Here is an 18,502-nt window from a genome sequence, read left to right on the forward strand (position 1 = left end):
AAGCCCCGCTTGCGTCCATGTCAGCGTCCCCAGAGCGCGATCGTATCGCGCTCTGGCTTTTTCGACTGAGCATGATCCCTTCGGAAAACCGGTGCCCACTTTTCCGGGATCATGCTCCAAAGGACGCAAACACGATGACGAAAAAACCTCTCCAGCTCGGCCGTGCGGTCGAATGGCCGCACACGCCGGAAGAAGCCCAGCTCGACCGCGTGCCCAACCCGCAGAAGGACACGGACTATCTGGTGCGCTTCACCGTGCCGGAATTCACCTCGATCTGCCCGGTCACCGGCCAGCCGGATTTTGCCCATCTCATGATCGACTACGCACCGGGCCAGTGGCTGCTGGAGTCGAAATCGCTCAAGCTCTACGTCGCGAGCTTCCGCAATCATGGCGCCTTTCACGAGGACTGCACGGTGATGATCGGCAAGCGCATCGCATCCGAGATCAAGCCGAAATGGATCCGCATCGGCGGCTACTGGTATCCGCGCGGCGGCATCCCGATCGACGTGTTCTGGCAGACCGGCCGCGTGCCGAAGGGCCTGTGGGTACCGGAGCAAGGCGTCGCGCCGTACCGCGGGCGGGGCTAGTGCTTGATCGGCCGCTTCGCTGATGATCCTCGCTTGGGCGTCGTGCGGTCTCGCTTCAATGCAACCCGACGCGCCGCCTCCAGCGCGGATCGCGCCCACGCAACGAGTTCATCGGGGTCGTCGAACAGGCGTTCCGGTGCCCGCCAGAACGCGAGATCGATGGTGCCGCCTTTCTTCTCGTAGTTCAGAGGCGGAAACGCTTCCGCCTCCCTCAGAATTGCGCGGTTGCCATCATCGACGCGGAAGTAAAGCGTATCGTCTTTTACCATCCCCAACATGACGCCATCGCAGAACACGCCTGTCTTGCCGAACATGCGCCGTACCGTGATGCGTCCGAGCGGCGCGAGCTGCTCGCGCAGAAACTCTATGAAGCTGTCGCCGGCAACCATGCTCGCTCCCTCAGGGGAGCACTATGTTAGCGCCGCAATACGCCCGATCAAACGCGCGCATCCGCCGGCGCGCGCTGCCTGAGCAGGCGGGCGCAGACCAGTCCCAGCACCACCATGATCCCCGCGCTTGCAAATAGGGTCGGCCCCTTGCCGGCATGGGCGAGTCCGAAGCCATAGGCGAGCGGCCCGACGGTCTGTCCCATGAAGAAGAAGAACGAATGCAGCGACATCGCGGTCGCCCGCGCTCCGATCGACAGTTCGCTGGCAAACACCTGCAAACAGCCGTGGATCATGTAAAATCCCCAGCCCATCAGCAGCATGCTGGCAAATTGCAGCTTCCAGCCGGGACCAAAGGCGAGCGCAACGAGCTGCACGCCGACGAGGCTCGCACCCGCAATCATCATGCCCTTGACGCCGAGCCGCGGCAGGAAATGTGACACGGTGAAGGTGTAGAACAGCCCGCCGATCGCAAAGCCTGCGATGACGATGCCCGCAATCGATAGCGATTTCTCGCCGAGATCGAACAAGAAGGCCGCGATGAACGGAAACAGGCCGAACACGCAGCAGCCCTCCACGAACACGGCCGAGTAGCAGAAGCGCGTATTGGGATTGGCGAAGATGGTGCGATAACCCTGCCGCAAGGTCTTCAGGTCGGTTTTGGGCGGCGGAGTCAGCGCGGCACCGCGAAAGCCCGCCGCCACCGCGGCCGCCGCAATCAGGCCGAGCGCGCCGAGGATCACGAGCACTCCACGCCAGCCGATGAGATCGCCGATGATGCCGGCGGCAGTTGCGCCAAGCAGATTGCCGGTCATCGAGCCCGCCAGCGTACGCCCGATCGCGACTTGCCGCTTGGCCGGCGCGACGAGATCGGCGGTCAGACCGAGCGCGACCGGAAACACGCCGCCCGAGGCGATGCCAGCCAGGATGCGGCTCGCGAACAGACCCGAGAAGCTGGTCGCAAACGCGCCCAGAATCGAGGCGACGCCGAGCAACGCCAGGCACATGGTCATCAGCCGCGCCTTGCCGAACAGGTCGGCCGCCGCTCCGACCACAGGCTGAACCAGCGCATAGATCAGGGCGTAGCCGGCCGCGATGCTCGCGGCTGTCGTGATGCCGATCGCAAAATCCTCGGCGACATGTGGCAGGACGGGATCGAGCGCCCGTGTCGACAACGCCGCCGAAAAGCCGGCGATTGCGATGATATTGATCGCGGGCGGAAACTTTTGCTCGGACGATGGCCTGGCCACGGACTGAAGCATCAGCCCGCTGCGCTTTTGGCGAGCGCGTCAAACGCCATCAATCTCCGCAGCAGGCCCTCGAACTCGCGCAGCGGCACCATGTTGGGTCCGTCCGACGGCGCGTGGTCGGGATCGGGGTGGGTCTCGATGAAGACGCCGGCGACGCCGACGGCGACCGCCGCGCGCGCCAGCACCGGCACGAATTCGCGCTCGCCGCCCGAGGAAGTCCCCTTCCCGCCCGGCTGCTGCACCGAATGAGTGGCATCGAAGATCACGGGCGCACCGGTGGTGCGCGCCAGGATCGGCAGCGCGCGCATGTCGGAAACGAGCGTATTGTAGCCGAAAGACGCGCCACGCTCGGTGACGAGCACGTTGGGATTGTTCGCGCTGGTGATCTTGGTTACGACATTGGCCATGTCCCAGGGCGCCAGAAACTGCCCCTTCTTGACGTTGACGACCTTGCCGGTCGCAGCCGCGGCCAGGAGAAGATCGGTCTGCCGGCACAGGAACGCCGGGATTTGCAGGATGTCCACCGCCTGCGCCACCTCGGCGCATTGCGTCGCCTCGTGCACGTCGGTCAGCACGGGAAGGCCGAGCGAAGAACGGATCTCGGCGAAGATCGGCAGTGACTGCGCAAGCCCGAGGCCGCGCGCAGCGGATGCGCTGGTGCGGTTGGCCTTGTCGAACGAGGTCTTGTAGACGAGGCCGACCTTCAGCCGCGCAGCGATCTCCCTCAACGCAGAGGCCACCTCCAGCGCATGCTGGCGGCTTTCGAGCTGGCACGGCCCGGCAATGATCGAGATCGGCAGATCATTGCCGAATTTGACCGTGCCAATGGTGACGACCGGCGCTGCTGACGGCGAAGAGCTCAAGGTCAATTTCCCCTGTTTCGACGCGACCATAGCGGCGACGAGGGGCGGATCAACCCTATTCGGCCCTACCCCCCGAATATCAGGGTTGCGAAGTCGGCCGTCACTTCACCGTGGAAAAAGCGGTCGGCGCCAGGATCTGGCTGACGATGTTCGCGACGATCTGGCCATCCGCTTCCGTCTTGGCGCGCGCCTCGATCCATTCCGGATCGGTCATGAACGCGGTCCATTTCGTCTCGCGCTCGGCAAGCGAGTGCCAGGCCAGGAAATAGGTCAGCTCCTGGTTGGATTCGCCGATCAGCGTGGTGAAGAACCCGGCCTGCTTGATGCCGTGCTTCTCCCAGAGCTTCAGCGTGATCGTGTCGAAGCGCTTGAGTAGCGCCGGCAGCCGGCCCGGCACGCAGCGATACTGGCGCATTTCGTAGATCATCGGCAGTCCTCCCCGATTCTTGGCTCGCGTTTATATCGGCAGGACCAGAGCGTGTCTTGCGCCGGTACGGCGGTCCGGGCGGCGCCTTGCGCATGGCTCGCCCGGGAGGCAACTGCCAGCGAGAGCAGACGCGGACTCATTGGCACTTGGCCCGCCTTCTTGGTAAGGTTCCGGCTTGGTCCTGCGCATCACCGGCACCACACCAGGCCACTGATGTCCCCGAGGCAATCGGCAACGCAGCCCAAAGGAACAAGCGATCAAAGGAGGCAGACGCCATGACCTATTTTGATCTCGGGCCATACAGCCGCAAAGTCACCACGTCATCGCCCGACGCACAGCTATGGTTCGACCGAGGGCTCAACTGGGTGTTCGGATTCAACCACGGCGAAGCGATCAAGTGCTTCCGGAAAGCACTTCAGCATGACGCCGACTGCGCGATGGCACATTGGGGCATCAGCTACGCTTCCGGGCCCAACTACAACCTGCCCTGGGTTCGCTATGACGCGCACGGTCGGCAGATGGCGCTGGCGGCGTCTTACGACGCGATGCAGGACGCGCTCGCGCATGCGGACAACGCAAGCCCGGTCGAGCAAGCGCTGATCCGAGCCTTGCCTGCGCGCTATCCTCAGCGCGAGGCGATCGAGGACATGTCGCCGTGGGACAAGTCCTTTACGCAAGAAATGCGCAAAATCTTCGCGGCCTTTCCCGATGATCTCGAGGTCCGAAACATCTTTGCCGAAGCGATCATGAACGAGACCCCGTGGCTGATGTGGGACCTCCCCTCCGGCAAACCCGCCGCGGGCGCCGGCACCGACGAATGCAGAGCAGTCCTCGAGCAAGCCTTCGACAAGATTCCGGCTGCGTGGGATCATCCGGGCCTGCTGCATCTCTATGTCCACCTCATGGAGATGTCGCCCTTCCCGCAGCGGGCGATGCGGGCTGGCGACCGGTTGCGCGCGCTCGTTCCCGACGGCGGCCATCTGATCCACATGCCGACCCATCTCGACGTGCTTTGCGGGCAATACAACGACGTGCTGCTCTATAACCAGAAGGCGCTGGCGACCGACCGCAGCTTCCTCGCCTATTCGGACGATCCAGGCGTCTACCTCATCTACGTCATTCACAACTTCCACTTCGCGATCTACGGCGCGATGTTCCTCGGCCAGTACGCCCCCGCCATCGCGACGGCCGAGGAGCTGATCGCCACGGTCCCGGAGCCGGTGTTGCGTATCGAATCTCCGCCGATGGCGGATTTCCTCGAGGGCTACCTGACGATGAAGCAGCACGTTCTCGTGCGCTTCGGCAAATGGCGTGACATCATCGCACAGAAACTGCCGCAGGACCCCGAGCTCTACTGCTCGGTGACCGCCATGATCCACTACGCCAAGGCGGTCGCTCATTCGGCACTCGGCAATGTCGCCGAGGCCGAGACTGAGAAGGCGTTGTTCGCGGCGGCGAGGATCCGCGTGCCGGAGAGCCGGCTCATCCACAACAACAAGGTGGTGAACTTGCTCAGCGTGGCCGAGGCGATGCTGAACGGCGAACTGGAATACCGCAAGGGCAATTACGATACTGCATTCGCGCAGCTGCGCCGGTCGGTCGAGCTCAGCGACGCGTTGCCCTATGATGAGCCCTGGGGATGGATGCAGCCGCCGCGTCATGCGCTCGGCGCGCTACTTCTGGAGCAGGGACGAGTAGAGGAAGCCGAGGCGGTTTATCGTTCCGATCTCGGCCTCGATGGCAAGCTGAGCCGAGCCTGCCAGCATCCCGATAATCTGTGGTCGCTCCACGGACTGCACGAATGCCTGGTTCGCCGCGGCGACAAGGTCGAGACCGCGCTGATCAGGCAGCGGCTCGATCTCGCCCAGGCCCGCGCGGAGGTGCCGATCAGAGCATCCTGCTTCTGTCGGAGAATGGACATGGCAGCCGCTTAGCTAGAGCATGATCCGGAAAAGTGTGCAGCGGTTTTTCCGAAAAGATCATGCTCAACAACAACCTAAAGCGCGATGACGATTCACCCTAATGTCATCGCGCTTTAGCCCGCGGCTACCCGAGTTCATCAGGACAGGCCGGGCCCGCCTACACCAGCCGGCTCTGCACCACCGCCGCCTGAATGAACGAGGCGAACAACGGATGCGGCTCGAAGGGGCGCGACTTCAGCTCGGGGTGGAACTGCACGCCGATGAACCAGGGGTGATCCTCGTATTCCACGATCTCCGGCAGCACGCCGTCGGGCGAGAGGCCTGAGAACTTCAAGCCGTGCTGCTCCAGACGATCCTTGTAGGCGGTGTTGACCTCGTAGCGGTGGCGGTGGCGCTCGGAAATCTCGGTCGCGCCGCCATAGACCCGCGAAACGCGGCTGCCACGCGTGAGCGCCGCGGGATACGCACCAAGCCGCATCGTGCCACCGAGGTCGCCGGCCCGCGAGCGCTTCTCGAGCTCATTTCCGCGCAGCCATTCGGTCATCAGACCGACGAGCGGCTCCTTCGTCGGACCGAACTCGGTGGAGTTGGCCTCCTCGATGCCGACGAGATTTCGTGCCGCTTCGATCACCGCCATTTGCATGCCGAAGCAGATGCCGAAATACGGCACGTCGCGCTCGCGCGCGAACTGCGCCGCCTTGATCTTGCCCTCGGCACCGCGCTGGCCGAAGCCGCCGGGCACCAGGATGCCGTTGACGTGCTCGAGGAACGGCGCGGGATCTTCCTTCTCGAAGATCTCGCTCTCGATCCAGTCGAGATTGACCTTCACCTTATTGGCGATGCCGCCATGCGACAGCGCCTCGATCAGCGACTTATACGCATCCTTCATGCCGGTGTACTTGCCGACGATGGCGATGGTGACGTTGCCCTCGGGATTGCGGACGCGCTCGTTGATCTGCTGCCAGCTCTGCAGCGCCGGCGGAATCCGCGAGCCGATGCCGAACGCGGCGAGTACCTCGTCGTCGAGGCCCGCGGCGTGATAGGCCTCGGGAACGGCGTAGATGTTGTCGACGTCGCGCGCTTCGATCACGGCGCTTTCGCGCACGTTGCAGAACAGCCCGAGCTTGCGGCGTTCTTCCTTCGGAATCTCGCGATCGGTGCGACAGAGCAGGATATCCGGCTGGATGCCGATCGAGCGCAGCTCCTTCACCGAATGCTGCGTTGGTTTTGTCTTGAGCTCGCCGGCGCTCGGAATATAGGGCAGCAGCGTGAGGTGAATATACACCGCATGGTCGCGCGGCAGCTCGTTGCCAAGCTGGCGGATCGCCTCGAAGAACGGCAGGCCCTCGATGTCGCCGACGGTGCCGCCGATCTCGACCAGCACGAAGTCGTACTCGTCGTTGCCTGACAGCACGAACTCCTTGATGGCGTTGGTGACGTGCGGCACGACCTGGATCGTCGCGCCGAGATAATCGCCGCGGCGCTCCTTGGAGATGATGTCCTGATAGATGCGGCCGGTGGTGATGTTGTCGGCCTTCGTCGCCGGCCGTCCGGTGAAGCGCTCATAGTGACCGAGATCGAGATCGGTCTCCGCGCCGTCATCGGTCACGAACACTTCGCCGTGCTGATACGGCGACATCGTTCCGGGATCGAGATTGAGATAGGGATCGAGCTTACGGAGGCGGACCTTGTAGCCCCGGGCTTGCAACAGAGCACCCAGTGCCGCTGAAGCCAGACCCTTGCCGAGCGAAGAGACCACGCCGCCGGTGATGAATATGTACCGCGCCATGGGACTTAACCTTTAATCCCCCGAACTCGATTCGCAAAAGCGATTCGTGTCCCGCCCCAAACAATTTGCGGGCCTGTGGGTGAGCCAGAACTGAGTGTGTTGCCAGAGCCTTGATGGGGATTGTTGATGCAGGACGCTAGGCGTTGTCCTGCATGGCCCCTCTGCTTTATTGCGAACGTGGCGGCTGCGGACCGGCAGGTGCCTGATTCTGCTGCTGCTCGTCCGCCTTCTTCAGCGTATCGAGGACACCGCCAGAGGTCGGCGGCGCCACCGGAGCCGCACCACCGGCGGGCTGAGACTGCGATGCCGGCTGGCCAATGATCGAAGACGGCTTGCGGTCATACCCCGCATACCAGGACAGGAAGAGGCTGGTCAGGAAGAAACCGGCGGCCAGGATCGCGGTCGTGCGCGACAAGAGATTCGCGGTGCCGCGGCTCGACATGAAGCCTGCGCCTCCACCCATGCCGAGGCCGCCGCCTTCCGACTTCTGCAGCAGCACGGCGCCGATCATCACGGCGACGATCATGAGATGGATAACGATTACAACGGTCTGCATGATACCCTTCCGTCACAAGCCGACAGCGCCGGTGCCGGCAGCCATCGCGCTTTGCGGGTTTTCCTGAAGTTGGGCGGTGTTACACGATCAGGACTGGCATTGCCACCCCCGATGGGTCCGGACTCCGCTTTGAGCCGCCTGCGCTTTGCCGGTTAGCTAAGGGCAGCCCTTGGCGATCGCAAGGAAATCGGCCGCCTTGAGGCTGGCACCGCCGACCAGCGCGCCGTTGACGTTCTCGACCGCCATCAATTCGGCCGCATTCGACGGCTTGACCGAGCCGCCATAGAGGATGCGCATCCTCGCCCCCTCGTGGCTGAAGCGGGAGGTCAACAGTTCCCGGATAAAGCCATGAATCTGCTCGACATCCTGGGCTGTGGGAGTCAGGCCCGTGCCGATCGCCCAGACCGGCTCATAGGCCACAACCAGATTGTCGGCCTTTGAGCCGTCCGGCAGCGACAGATTGAGCTGGCCCCGCAAAATATCCAGGGTCTGACCGGCATCACGCTGTCCCTGCGTCTCGCCGACGCAGACGATCGCGATCACCCCTGCCCGCCAGGCGGCCTCGGCCTTTTGCCGCACCAAATCATCGCTCTCGCCGTGGTCGGCGCGGCGCTCGGAATGGCCAACGATGATGACGGAAGCGCCCGCATCCACCAGCATTTCAGCCCCGATATCGCCGGTATGGGCGCCGGAGGCCTTGGGGTGGCAATCCTGCGCACCAACGGCGACCTTTTTGCCGGCCGCCTTGGCCGCAAAGGCTGAGATCAACGTCGCAGGCGGACACACCAGGAGATCCGCCTTGGCGGCGACCTCTGCCGCGCCGGCGAGCATGGCGTCGAATTCGGCAGCGGAGGCCCTCAGGCCATTCATCTTCCAGTTTCCGGCGATCAGCGGTCGGATGGCGTCTGTCATGTCCAAATTCCAGCGAAATGAGGTCGGGCATGCGCTAGCAGACCGGGCGTCCCAGTTCCAGACCCGGCCTGTTAACACAGCTTAAGGGAGCGGCAGGTTGCGGGGGGAAAGCCGCCACTTTATGATGCCATATCAATTCGGTGATGCGCTTTTGCGGAATCTGCTTTAAGGCGCGCCCGGTTCCCTCCTGCCAAACAAGTTGGACGCAATGCTTCGAGGAATGCGCAAGGCCTCATCAAACTGGCTCGGCAAGACGATTATGGCCGTGGTGATGGGTGTATTGATCATCAGTTTCGGCATTTGGGGCATCGCCGACATCTTCCGCGGCTTCGGGCAGTCCACGGTGGCCAAAGTCGGCCACACGGAGATTTCGCTGAACGAATTCCGTCAGATCTATACCGACCGCATGCAGCAGATCGGCCGCCAGTTCGGCCGCCCGCTGACACCAGAGCAGGCGCACGCCTTCGGCCTTGACCGCCAGGTGCTCCAGCAGGCGATCGCGGAAGCCGCCCTCGATGAAGAGGCCCGCCGGCTCGGGCTTGGCGTGTCGGACGATGAGCTCCGCCGGATGATCATGAACGACCCGAACTTCAAGGGCGCAGCGGGCAATTTCGACGCACAGCGCTTCCAGGCCATGATCCGCAATTTCGGCTATACCGAGCAGCGTTACACCGCCGAGCAGCGCAAGGTGTCGCTGCGCCGACAGATCACCGGCACGATCGGCGCGGGCCTCGAGCCGTCCAAGACCATGATCGATGCGCTGAGCCGCTACCAGAACGAGCAGCGCTCCATCGAATTCGTCAAACTCGACGCCGCGCAGGCCGGCACGATCGATCCGCCCTCGCCCGAGGCGCTCGCCGCGTATTTTGAGGACCACAAAGTCCAATTCCGTGCGCCCGAATACCGCAAGATCTCCTTCGTCGTGATCTCGCCGGAAGAGATCGGCAAGTGGACCGACGTCTCCGACGACGACGCCAAGAAGGTGTTCGAGCAGCGTAAGGACCGGCTCGGCACGCCGGAGAAGCGCCAGGTGCATCAGCTCGTATTCCCGACGGTCGAGGAGGCGCAAGCTGCGCGCACCAAGCTCGCAAGCGGAACGTCGTTCGAGGACCTCGCCAAGGAGCGCGGGCTTAGCGCGGCGGACTCCGATCTCGGCCTCGTCACCAAATCCGCGATCCTCGATCCGGCCGTGGCGGACGCCGCCTTTGCGCTGCCCGCTGGCGAGATCAGCCAGCCCGTCCAGGGCCGCTTCGGCGTGGCGCTGGTCAAGGTCGACAAGATCGAGCCGGGCGCGGAGGCCAACTTCGCCAACCTCGCCGGCGACATCAAACGGGAAATCGCAGCCGAACGCGCCCGCGCCAAGGTCGCCGAATTGCGCGACAAGATGGAAGACGAGCGCGGCGGCGGCTCCAGCGTCATCGACGCGGCGCAGAAGCTCGGGCTTGCTGCCGTGACCATCGAGGCCGTCGACCGCTCCGGCCGCACGCCGAACGGCCAGCCGGTCGCCAACATCCCGCAAGGGCTCGACGTGGTGTCGCAAGCCTTCAACAGCGACGTCGGCGTCGACAACGATCCGATCTCATTCCGCGGCGGCTATGTCTGGTACGACGTGCTCGGCATCACGCCGTCGCGCGAGCGTAGCCTCGACGAGGTCCGCGACCAGGTCGAGGCACGCTGGCGTCAGGACCAGATCACGACCAAGCTGCGCGCCAAGGCGACCGAGATCGTGCAGAAGCTCGAACAGGGTGGCAAGCTCGCGGACGAAGCCGGAGCCATCAACGCCAAGGTCGAGACCGCCGCAAGCTTCAAGCGCGAGGACACCCCCGCCGGCGTGCCGTCGAGCCTGGTCGCGGCCGCATTCCGCACCGCCAAGGACGGCGTCGGCCAGAGTCCGGGTGCGGGCGGCGATGTCATCATCTTCCGCGTGACCGACATCGTCGATCCGCCGGTCGATCTCGCCTCCGAAGGAATCGCCAAGCTGAAGGAGAGCCTCGACCGTTCGCTCACCGACGAGCAGGTCGCGTCCTACGTCAACAAGCTTGAAACCAACATCGGAACCACCATTAATCAGGCCGCCTTCGCGCAGGTGACGGGCGCGAACCAGTAATCAGTTGAAAGCACGCGATGGACGACCTGAAATCGATTATCGGAAAAGTGGCGACCGGCGCCAGCCTGTCGCGTGACGAAGCAGCCTCCGCCTTCGATGCCATGATGTCCGGCGAGGCCACCCCCTCGCAGATGGGCGGGCTTCTGATGGCGCTGCGTGTGCGCGGCGAGACCGTGGACGAGATCACAGGCGCGGTCTCGGCGATGCGCTCCAAGATGCTGCGCGTGGACGCACCGGCGGATGCCGTCGACATCGTCGGCACCGGCGGCGACGGCTCGGGCTCGGTCAACGTCTCGACCTGCGCGTCGTTCATCGTCTCGGGCGCCGGCGTGCCGGTCGCCAAGCACGGCAACCGCGCGCTGTCGTCGCGCTCGGGCGCAGCCGACGTGCTGGCCTCGCTCGGCGTGAGGATCGACCTCAAGCCCGAGGACGTCGGCCGCTGCGTGCGCGAATGCGGCATCGGCTTCATGTTCGCCCCCGCGCATCATCCCGCAATGAAGAACGTCGGCCCAACCCGCGTCGAACTCGCCACCCGCACCATCTTCAACCTGCTCGGACCGCTGTCCAATCCGGCCGGCGTGAAGCGGCAGATGGTCGGCGTGTTCTCCCGGCAATGGGTGCAGCCGCTGGCGCAGGTGCTGAGGAATCTCGGCTCCGACTCGGTCTGGGTGGTTCACGGCTCCGACGGACTCGACGAGATTACCCTCACCGGCCCGACCTTCGTCAGCTCGCTGCACAAGGGCGAGATCAAGACCTTTGAGATCACCCCAGAGGACGCAGGCCTTCCGCGCTGCGAAGCGGTCGGCCTGAAGGGTGGTGATGCCGACGCCAACGCGATCGCGCTGCAAAGCGTGCTCGACGGCAAGCCCAGCGCCTATCGCGATGTCGCGCTGGTCAACGCGGCTGCCGCGCTGGTGGTGGCCGGCCATGCCAAGGATATCAAGGAAGGTGTGGCGCTCGGCGCCAAGTCGATCGACAGCGGCGCGGCGTCGGCGCGGCTAAAACACCTGATCGCGGTCTCCAATAGCTGAGCCTCGCATGTCGGACATCCTGACCAAGATCGAGGTGTATAAGCGCGAGGAGATCGCAGCAGCCAAGCGCGCGCAGCCGCTGGCCGCGTTGGAAGCCAAAGCCAAGGTCGCTTCTGCGCCGCGCGGTTTTCTGCGCGCGATCCGTAACAAGCTCGCCAATGGCGACTATGCGCTGATCGCCGAGGTCAAGAAGGCGTCCCCCTCCAAGGGGCTGATCCGTCCCGATTTCGACCCGCCGCTGCTCGCCAAGGCCTACGAGGCCGGCGGCGCTGCTTGCCTGTCGGTGCTGACGGATACGCCATCCTTCCAGGGGCATATCGACTTCATGGTCGCAGCGCGCGCGGCGACGTCGCTGCCGGTGCTGCGCAAGGATTTTCTGTTCGACACCTATCAGGTGGTCGAGGCCCGCGCCTATGGCGCCGATTGCATCCTGATCATCATGGCCGCGCTCGACGATGCGGTGGCAAAAGATATCGAGGATGCCGCGCTGGCGCTCGGCATGGACGTCCTGGTCGAGATCCATGACGCGAGCGAGCTCGACCGCGCGCTGAAACTGCGCTCACCGATGATCGGGGTCAACAATCGTAACCTGCGGACCTTCGAAACCACGCTTGCGACCAGTGAGACGCTGGCCCCGCTGATCCCCGAGGGGCGGCTGACGGTCGGCGAAAGCGGCATCTTCACACCCGCTGACCTCGCCCGCCTCGAGCGCGTGGGCATGTCGACCTTCCTCGTCGGCGAAAGCCTGATGCGACAAGCCGACGTGACGGCTGCCACCCGCGCGCTCCTGTCGCGCGAGGCCCCGCGCGCCACGGGCATGCGCTGAGATGGCGCGTTCATCGTCCAAGACCAAAGCAAAGGCAAATCCCGCCCTCACCCATATCGGCGCCTCCGGCGAGGCGCGGATGGTGGACGTGTCGGAGAAGCCCGCGACCGAGCGGCTCGCCGTCGCGGAGGGGCGCGTCGTCATGACCAGGGCGACGCTCGATCTGATCCGCTCCGGCAACGCCAAGAAGGGCGACGTGCTCGGGACCGCCCGCATTGCCGGCATCATGGCGGCCAAGCGAACCTCGGAGCTGATCCCGCTCTGCCATCCCCTCGCGCTGTCGAAGGTGACCGTCGACATCGAGCCCGACGACGGACTGCCGGGGTGCCACGTGCGCGCCGCCGTGAAGGTCACTGGTCCCACCGGCGTTGAGATGGAGGCGCTGACCGCCGTCTCGGTCGCCTGCCTCACGATCTATGACATGATCAAGGCGGTGGAGCGCGGCGTGCGCATCGAGGGAATTCATCTCGTCGAGAAGAAGGGCGGCAAGTCCGGCCACTACCGCGCCTAGATCATGATCCGGAAAAGTGTGCAGCGGTTTTCCGACAAGATCATGCTCAATCAATAAAGCGCACGCACTGAACTATTTCGCCTCACGCTGGCGCTCGCGGTAAGCGCGCGTCTTCATCCGGTTGCCACACAGCGTCGACATGCACCAGCGCCGGGTGGACGGTTTCGACCGGTCGTAGAACACGCGGCGACATTCCTCCGACGCACACATCTTCAGCCGGTCCAGCGTGCCCGCAAGCGTGCCGTCGTGAAACTCGATGGCGATCGCCGACAAGCCCGCAAGGGCATCCTGACGCACCGCTGCGAGCGTTGCGCCGCGGCCCGCACGTGCCTCTACCCGCAACGGAAACGGCTCGAGCGCGCCATCGAGTGCACCAAGAACATCCCTGTTCCTGCGCCGCTCGGCCGGCTCGCATTGCAGATAGGCGCGCAGCGCCTCGCGCAGTCGCAGCGTGGTCTGGAACATCGCTGGCGTGATCTTAGCGCCGCCCTCGCCCATGCCGTGCTCCGCCAACCACTCCCCGAGCTCCTTCGGGCCTGAAAGCGCATCGCTCTGCGGATGCTGTACGCCGAAGTGCAAGAAGTGGCGGACATCGAGCGAATTGGCGAAGTCGTAGAGCGCGGCCAGCTCGTCGGGAACTTTGAATTTCCGGGATTGCTTCGACATGGACACTAGTAAATCATTTTTACTGGTTGACCGCAACCGACATTGGTATAATTCGTTTACTGGTGTCATTTGGCGCGTCACACCATGGAGACCGAGATGGCAGACACAACGACATTCACCCACTATCGCATTTTCTACGGCTGGCTCGTCGTCGCCGCCGCCTTCGCGGTGACGTTCGTCGGCTTCGGTTCCGCCTATACGTTCAGCGCGTTCCTGGAACCACTCCAACGCGACTTCGGCGCCTCGCGCGGCTCGGTTTCGCTGGTGTTCTCGATCGCGGGCTTTCTGTATTTCGCGCTCGGGGTCGTCAGCGGCCCGCTCGCCGACCGCTTCGGCGCGCGTCCCCTGGCCGTGACGGGCATGATTGTGGTCGCCGCAGGCCTTGCGGCCGCAAGCGCGGCGCACTCCCTCACCGAGGTCTATCTCGCCTACGGGCTCGGAATAGGCCTCGGCGTCGGCTGCGCCTACGTCCCCGCGATCGGTGCGATGCAGCGCTGGTTCGTCAAACACCGCGGATTTGCTTCCGGTCTCGCCGTCAGCGGCATCGGGCTCGGCACACTGGCGATGCCGCCGATAGCAGCGCTGCTGATCGCGACAGTCGGCTGGCGCGGGGCCTATCTGGTGCTCGCCGCGGTCGCCATCGTGCTGGGCGGCGGGATTTCATTGCTGCTCGAGAACGATCCGCGCGACCGTGGCCTCGGCCCGGACGGCGCCCCGCCCGAGGCAGCACGCTCGATTGGAAGCGGAGGCGCGGCGGTGCTGGAGGCCGTGCGCTCGGCGCGGTTCGCAGGCCTCTATCTGTCTTGCCTGGTCTGCTCGTTCGGCGCTTTCGTCCCGTTCGTACATCTCGTGCCCTACGCACGCGATCACGGCGTTGCGACCTCGTCCGCCGTGCTGCTGCTTGGCACGATCGGCGTCGGCAGTACCGCCGGGCGGTTCCTGCTCGGCGGCCTTGCCGACCGGATCGGCCGCGACCGGTCGCTGATCATGGTCCTGCTCGGCATGGCGCTCGCCATGGCGATCTGGGCGATCTCGGCGGGCGCCTTCGCGCTCGCCGGCTTCGCCTTCGTGTATGGCGTGTTCTACGGCGGCTGGGTCGCGGTGCTCCCCGCGGTCGTGATGGACCATTTCGGCGGACGCAACGTCAGCGGCATCATCGGCATCCTCTACACCAGCGTCGCGTTCGGCACGCTGATCGGGCCGACCGCCGCAGGCTTCGCCTACGACGCAACGCACAGCTACACGCTGCCGATCCTGATCAGCGCCGCCGCAAATGTCGTCGCGGCGCTGATCGCGGCGGCGCCGCTGTTGCGAAGTGCAACGCGGACGATCAGCGCAGTGAGGCGCTGATCGATCCGAACTTGCTGTTGAGCTTGGTGCCGAGCCCGTTGACGACGGTGATGATGGCAAGCGAAATGCCGGCGGCGATCAAGCCGTATTCGATCGCGGTAGCGCCGGACTCGTCGGCAATGAACTTTTGCAACGTCGTCTTCATGATCTCGTTATCCTGTCCTCTCCGTGGGATGACGGGACAACTCGCAAATGTCGTGCCAGCGCGCGCGCGAGCATCGCCAGCACGTTAGATGGTTAAGTTTCGATTGACGCGGACATAACCGGCAAGATTTGACCGCCCAGATACACCGCACCGGCAATATCTGCTGGCCCTGCTCATCGCGCGCACCTTAGGACTCTCGCGTCGATTCATCTTTCATTAACCGCGATTCCTAACGTCGCCTCCACATCGTTCCCGTAAACCAACGGATGTTTCCGGGTTCAAGAACTGATCCTGGCGTGTACACGGCAGCGTTTCAGAACATGACGGAATTCGGCAGTCGCCTCCTCGGTCAAACGGCACTGACCCGCAGCGGACCGATCCGCTGGCTGGTGGTGGGCGGCATGCTGCTGATTGCGGCGATCGCGATCGGCGCGACGCTGATGGCCCAGAACTTCCGCGAGCGCGCGCTGCGCAACAGTGCGCGCGAGCTGGATAACACGGCGCTGCTCCTTGCTCATCATTTCGACCAGCAGCTGCAGGATTTCGAGGTCATCCAGAAAGACCTCATCACGAATATGCGCGCCAGCGGCATCGCAAGCGTCGAAGACTATCGCAGGCGCCTGTCCACGCGGGACGTCCATCGGACGCTTCGCTCCAAGATGGAGGCGCTGTCCTACGTGGGCGGCGTCAACATCTTCGACGCCGACGGCGAGCTGATCAACTCTTCGCTCGTCTGGCCTCCGCCGAAGGTCAATGTCGCCGACCGCGCCTATTTCCGAACTTTCAAATCCGATCCGCGCGCGCCGGACATGCTGGTCCAACCCGTCCATAGCCGCGTCTCCGGCATGTGGACGATCCTGATCCTTCGCAAAGTCACTGGCCCGAACGGCGAGTTCCTGGGCCTGGTCGGCCGCGGCATCGAGCCTGCCAGTTTCGAGAAATTCTTCGCCTCCGTTGCGCTCGGCGAAGGCGCGACGATCTCGATGCTTCATCGCGACGGCACGCTGCTCGCCCGCTACCCCCATGTCGACGAAGCCATGGGTCAGAACTTCAAGATCGGCCCCGAGGCGCAGCAGAAGGTTTTCGACCTCGATCACTTCACTGGCCGCTTCACAAGCACGGTCGACGGTGACGATCGCCTGATCTCGTCGCACGCCCTGCCCCACTTCCCGATCGTGATGGTCGCGACCAACACGAGAACGGCGGCGCTCGCGGACTGGCGCGAGCAGATCGCACTCCTGGTCTCGATCGCCATCGCCGCCGCGCTCGCCATCACTGCGCTGCTGATCGCCGTGGTTCGCAAACTTTCCGCACAGCACCGCCTTTCACGGGAACGGCTGACGCTGGAGAAGCAGCGGCTCGACCGTGCCGTCAACAACATGACGCAGGGGCTCCTGCTGTTCGACGCCTCGCAACGGCTGATCGTCTGCAACCAGCGCTATCTCGAGATGTACGGCCTCTCGGCCGACGTCGTGAGGCCCGGTTGCAGCTTTCACGACATCATCGCGCACCGCAAGGCGACCGGCTCATTCGCCGGCGACGTCAACCGCTATGTCGCGCGCGTGCTGCGCGACGTCCACCTCCGCAATTCCATGGTGATCGACACCTCCGACGGCCGCTCGATCCAGATCGTCAACGAGCCTCTCGCCGACGGCGGGTGGGTTGCCACGCATGAGGACATCACCGAGCGCCGCCGCACCGAGGAGCGCATCACCCATCTTGCGCATTACGATGCGTTGACCGACCTGCCCAACCGCACCATGTTCCACGAGCATCTGCGGAACGCGTTGGATGCTATCGCTGACGGCGAGCAGATCGCCGTGCATTACATCGACATCGACGAATTCAAGGGCGTCAACGACGCGCTCGGCCATCTCGTCGGCGACGAGCTGCTGAAATCGATCGCCGCGCATCTGAACCGTTGCGCCGGCGGGACCGAATTCGTCGCCCGCCTCGGCGGCGACGAATTCGCGATCGTACAGAGCGCCGTGAACTCGCCTGACCACGTCACCGATCTCGTGGCGCGGGTCTTCGCCGCCATCCGCGAGCCGTTCGACTGCATGGGCCACCACCTCACCACCGACGCCTCGATCGGCATTGCGCTGGCGCCGGACCATGGCACCGAGCTCGATCAGATCCTGAAGAATGCGGATCTGGCGATGTACGCCGCCAAAGCCGCCGGACGCCGCACCTATCGTTTCTTCGAGCCGGAGATGGATGCCAAGGTCCGTGAGCGGCGGCAGCTCGAGACCGACCTCAGGCATGCCATCGCCCATGGCGGGCTCGAAGTGTTCTATCAGCCCTGCCTCAGCCTGAAGGACGACACCATCACGGGCTGCGAGGCTCTGGTGCGCTGGCGCCATCCGGAGCGCGGCATGGTCTCGCCCGCCGAGTTCATCCCGATCGCGGAGGACACGGGCCTCATCAACGAGATCGGCGAGTGGGTGCTCACGACGGCGTGCCGGGATGCTGCGACCTGGCCGGATGACATCCGCCTAGCGGTCAACGTCTCGCCCGTGCAGTTCAAGAGCGGCACGCTGGCGCTGAAGATCATGGCGGCGCTCGCCGCCTCCAACCTGCCGGCAAGCCGGCTCGAGCTCGAGATCACCGAGGCCGTGCTGATCCGCGACGACGACACCGCGCTCGCCATCCTGCATCAGCTCCGCGCCATCGGCGTGCGCATCGCGCTCGACGATTTCGGCACCGGCTACTCGTCACTGAGCTACCTGCACCGCTTCCCGTTCGACAAGATCAAGATCGATCGCTGCTTCGTCGAGGATATCGCCGGCCCCGATGGCTCCTCCAGCATCGTGCAGGCCGTGGTCAACCTCGCCGCTGCGCGGCGTATGACCACGACCGCGGAGGGCGTGGAGACCGAGGAACAGCAGCGCCTGCTCCGCGCGCTCGGCTGTAGCGAAATGCAGGGCTATCTGTTCAGCGCCGCGAAGCCAGTCGACAAGGTGCAGGAGCTGTTTACGCTCCACCGCAGCCGTCTCTCCCAGCGAAGCGACCACGAGAGCCGCCGCCAAGCAAGCTAGGCTGTAGGCCGAGATGCGGTAGGGTGGGCAAAGGAGCGTCAGCGACGTGCCCACCGCTTCTGTATCCGCGGCGAGACACGAGGTTGGGCACACCTCGCTTTGCCCACCCTGCGAACCACGACGCGAGGCCTAAAGC

The 18,502-nt window shown here is 64.4% G+C and carries 17 protein-coding genes; 8 read left to right on the top strand and 9 right to left on the bottom strand.

Going from position 1 to position 18,502, the window contains the following annotated elements; translation table 11 throughout:
- Nucleotides 1-134: 134 nt before the first annotated feature.
- Nucleotides 135-587: a preQ(1) synthase gene (gene queF, locus Q3C01_RS37405; protein ID WP_458150310.1), complete on the top strand. Its 453-nt coding sequence runs from the start codon at nucleotides 135-137 to the stop codon at nucleotides 585-587.
- Here queF and Q3C01_RS37410 read toward each other — a convergent pair.
- The 4 genes from Q3C01_RS37410 to Q3C01_RS37425 all read right to left on the bottom strand — a co-directional run bounded on the left by Q3C01_RS37410 (nucleotide 584) and on the right by Q3C01_RS37425 (nucleotide 3,513).
- Nucleotides 584-976: a TfoX/Sxy family protein gene (locus Q3C01_RS37410; protein WP_458150311.1), complete on the bottom strand. Its 393-nt coding sequence runs from the start codon at nucleotides 974-976 to the stop codon at nucleotides 584-586. The two genes, queF and Q3C01_RS37410, sit on opposite strands and share 4 nt — an antisense overlap.
- Nucleotides 977-1,023: 47 nt before the next feature.
- On the bottom strand, nucleotides 1,024-2,235 hold the full coding sequence (locus tag Q3C01_RS37415; protein ID WP_458150312.1) for an MFS transporter: 1,212 nt from the start codon (nucleotides 2,233-2,235) through the stop codon (nucleotides 1,024-1,026).
- Entirely contained in the window at nucleotides 2,235-3,086 is an 852-nt protein-coding gene (kdsA, locus tag Q3C01_RS37420) for a 3-deoxy-8-phosphooctulonate synthase (protein ID WP_458150313.1), read from the bottom strand. Before kdsA ends, Q3C01_RS37415 begins: the two co-directional genes overlap by 1 nt.
- Before the next feature lie 100 nt (nucleotides 3,087-3,186).
- Nucleotides 3,187-3,513 carry an NIPSNAP family protein gene (locus Q3C01_RS37425; RefSeq protein WP_458150314.1) on the bottom strand — a complete coding sequence of 109 codons (327 nt, stop codon included), beginning with the start codon at nucleotides 3,511-3,513 and terminating at the stop codon, nucleotides 3,187-3,189.
- A 275-nt stretch (nucleotides 3,514-3,788) separates the two neighbouring features.
- Here Q3C01_RS37425 and Q3C01_RS37430 point away from each other — a divergent pair, with 275 nt between their 5' ends.
- Entirely contained in the window at nucleotides 3,789-5,447 is a 1,659-nt protein-coding gene (locus tag Q3C01_RS37430; protein WP_458150315.1) for a tetratricopeptide repeat protein, read from the top strand.
- 145 nt (nucleotides 5,448-5,592) lie between these two features.
- Here Q3C01_RS37430 and Q3C01_RS37435 read toward each other — a convergent pair whose 3' ends face one another.
- From Q3C01_RS37435 to tpiA, 3 genes are all read right to left on the bottom strand, one after another.
- On the bottom strand, nucleotides 5,593-7,224 hold the full coding sequence (locus tag Q3C01_RS37435) for a CTP synthase (protein ID WP_458150316.1): 1,632 nt from the start codon (nucleotides 7,222-7,224) through the stop codon (nucleotides 5,593-5,595).
- Between the two features lie 166 nt (nucleotides 7,225-7,390).
- On the bottom strand, nucleotides 7,391-7,780 hold the full coding sequence (secG, locus tag Q3C01_RS37440) for a preprotein translocase subunit SecG (RefSeq protein WP_458150317.1): 390 nt from the start codon (nucleotides 7,778-7,780) through the stop codon (nucleotides 7,391-7,393).
- Between the two features lie 156 nt (nucleotides 7,781-7,936).
- Nucleotides 7,937-8,692, bottom strand: coding sequence for a triose-phosphate isomerase (tpiA, locus tag Q3C01_RS37445; RefSeq protein WP_458150318.1), 756 nt, complete (start codon nucleotides 8,690-8,692; stop codon nucleotides 7,937-7,939).
- A 208-nt stretch (nucleotides 8,693-8,900) separates the two neighbouring features.
- Here tpiA and Q3C01_RS37450 point away from each other — a divergent pair, with 208 nt between their 5' ends.
- Genes Q3C01_RS37450 through moaC form a run of 4 tightly spaced genes read left to right on the top strand, consistent with a single transcriptional unit; the run spans nucleotide 8,901 to nucleotide 13,167 of the window.
- Nucleotides 8,901-10,799 carry a peptidylprolyl isomerase gene (locus Q3C01_RS37450; protein WP_458150319.1) on the top strand — a complete coding sequence of 633 codons (1,899 nt, stop codon included), beginning with the start codon at nucleotides 8,901-8,903 and terminating at the stop codon, nucleotides 10,797-10,799.
- Between the two features lie 17 nt (nucleotides 10,800-10,816).
- A complete protein-coding gene (gene trpD / locus Q3C01_RS37455; protein ID WP_458150320.1) occupies nucleotides 10,817-11,830 on the top strand; it encodes an anthranilate phosphoribosyltransferase in 1,014 nt (337 codons plus the stop codon).
- Between the two features lie 7 nt (nucleotides 11,831-11,837).
- Entirely contained in the window at nucleotides 11,838-12,656 is an 819-nt protein-coding gene (gene trpC, locus Q3C01_RS37460; RefSeq protein ID WP_458150321.1) for an indole-3-glycerol phosphate synthase TrpC, read from the top strand.
- Nucleotide 12,657: 1 nt separating this feature from the next.
- On the top strand, nucleotides 12,658-13,167 hold the full coding sequence (gene moaC, locus Q3C01_RS37465; protein WP_458150322.1) for a cyclic pyranopterin monophosphate synthase MoaC: 510 nt from the start codon (nucleotides 12,658-12,660) through the stop codon (nucleotides 13,165-13,167).
- 72 nt (nucleotides 13,168-13,239) lie between these two features.
- On the opposite strand, the gene Q3C01_RS37470 is transcribed toward moaC, so the two are convergent.
- Complete coding sequence (locus Q3C01_RS37470; protein WP_458150323.1) at nucleotides 13,240-13,833, bottom strand: CGNR zinc finger domain-containing protein; 594 nt, start codon at nucleotides 13,831-13,833, stop codon at nucleotides 13,240-13,242.
- 96 nt (nucleotides 13,834-13,929) lie between these two features.
- Here Q3C01_RS37470 and Q3C01_RS37475 point away from each other — a divergent pair, with 96 nt between their 5' ends.
- Nucleotides 13,930-15,183, top strand: a complete 1,254-nt coding sequence (locus Q3C01_RS37475) for an MFS transporter (RefSeq protein ID WP_458150324.1) — start codon at nucleotides 13,930-13,932, stop codon at nucleotides 15,181-15,183.
- On the opposite strand, the gene Q3C01_RS37480 is transcribed toward Q3C01_RS37475, so the two are convergent.
- On the bottom strand, nucleotides 15,164-15,328 hold the full coding sequence (locus Q3C01_RS37480) for a Flp family type IVb pilin (protein WP_458150325.1): 165 nt from the start codon (nucleotides 15,326-15,328) through the stop codon (nucleotides 15,164-15,166). The genes Q3C01_RS37475 and Q3C01_RS37480 overlap by 20 nt on opposite strands.
- A gap of 320 nt (nucleotides 15,329-15,648) precedes the next feature.
- Here Q3C01_RS37480 and Q3C01_RS37485 point away from each other — a divergent pair, with 320 nt between their 5' ends.
- Nucleotides 15,649-18,366, top strand: coding sequence for a bifunctional diguanylate cyclase/phosphodiesterase (locus tag Q3C01_RS37485; protein ID WP_458150327.1), 2,718 nt, complete (start codon nucleotides 15,649-15,651; stop codon nucleotides 18,364-18,366).
- Nucleotides 18,367-18,502 lie beyond the last annotated feature (136 nt).

The sequence above is a fragment of the Bradyrhizobium sp. UFLA05-109 genome, assembly GCF_054185165.1.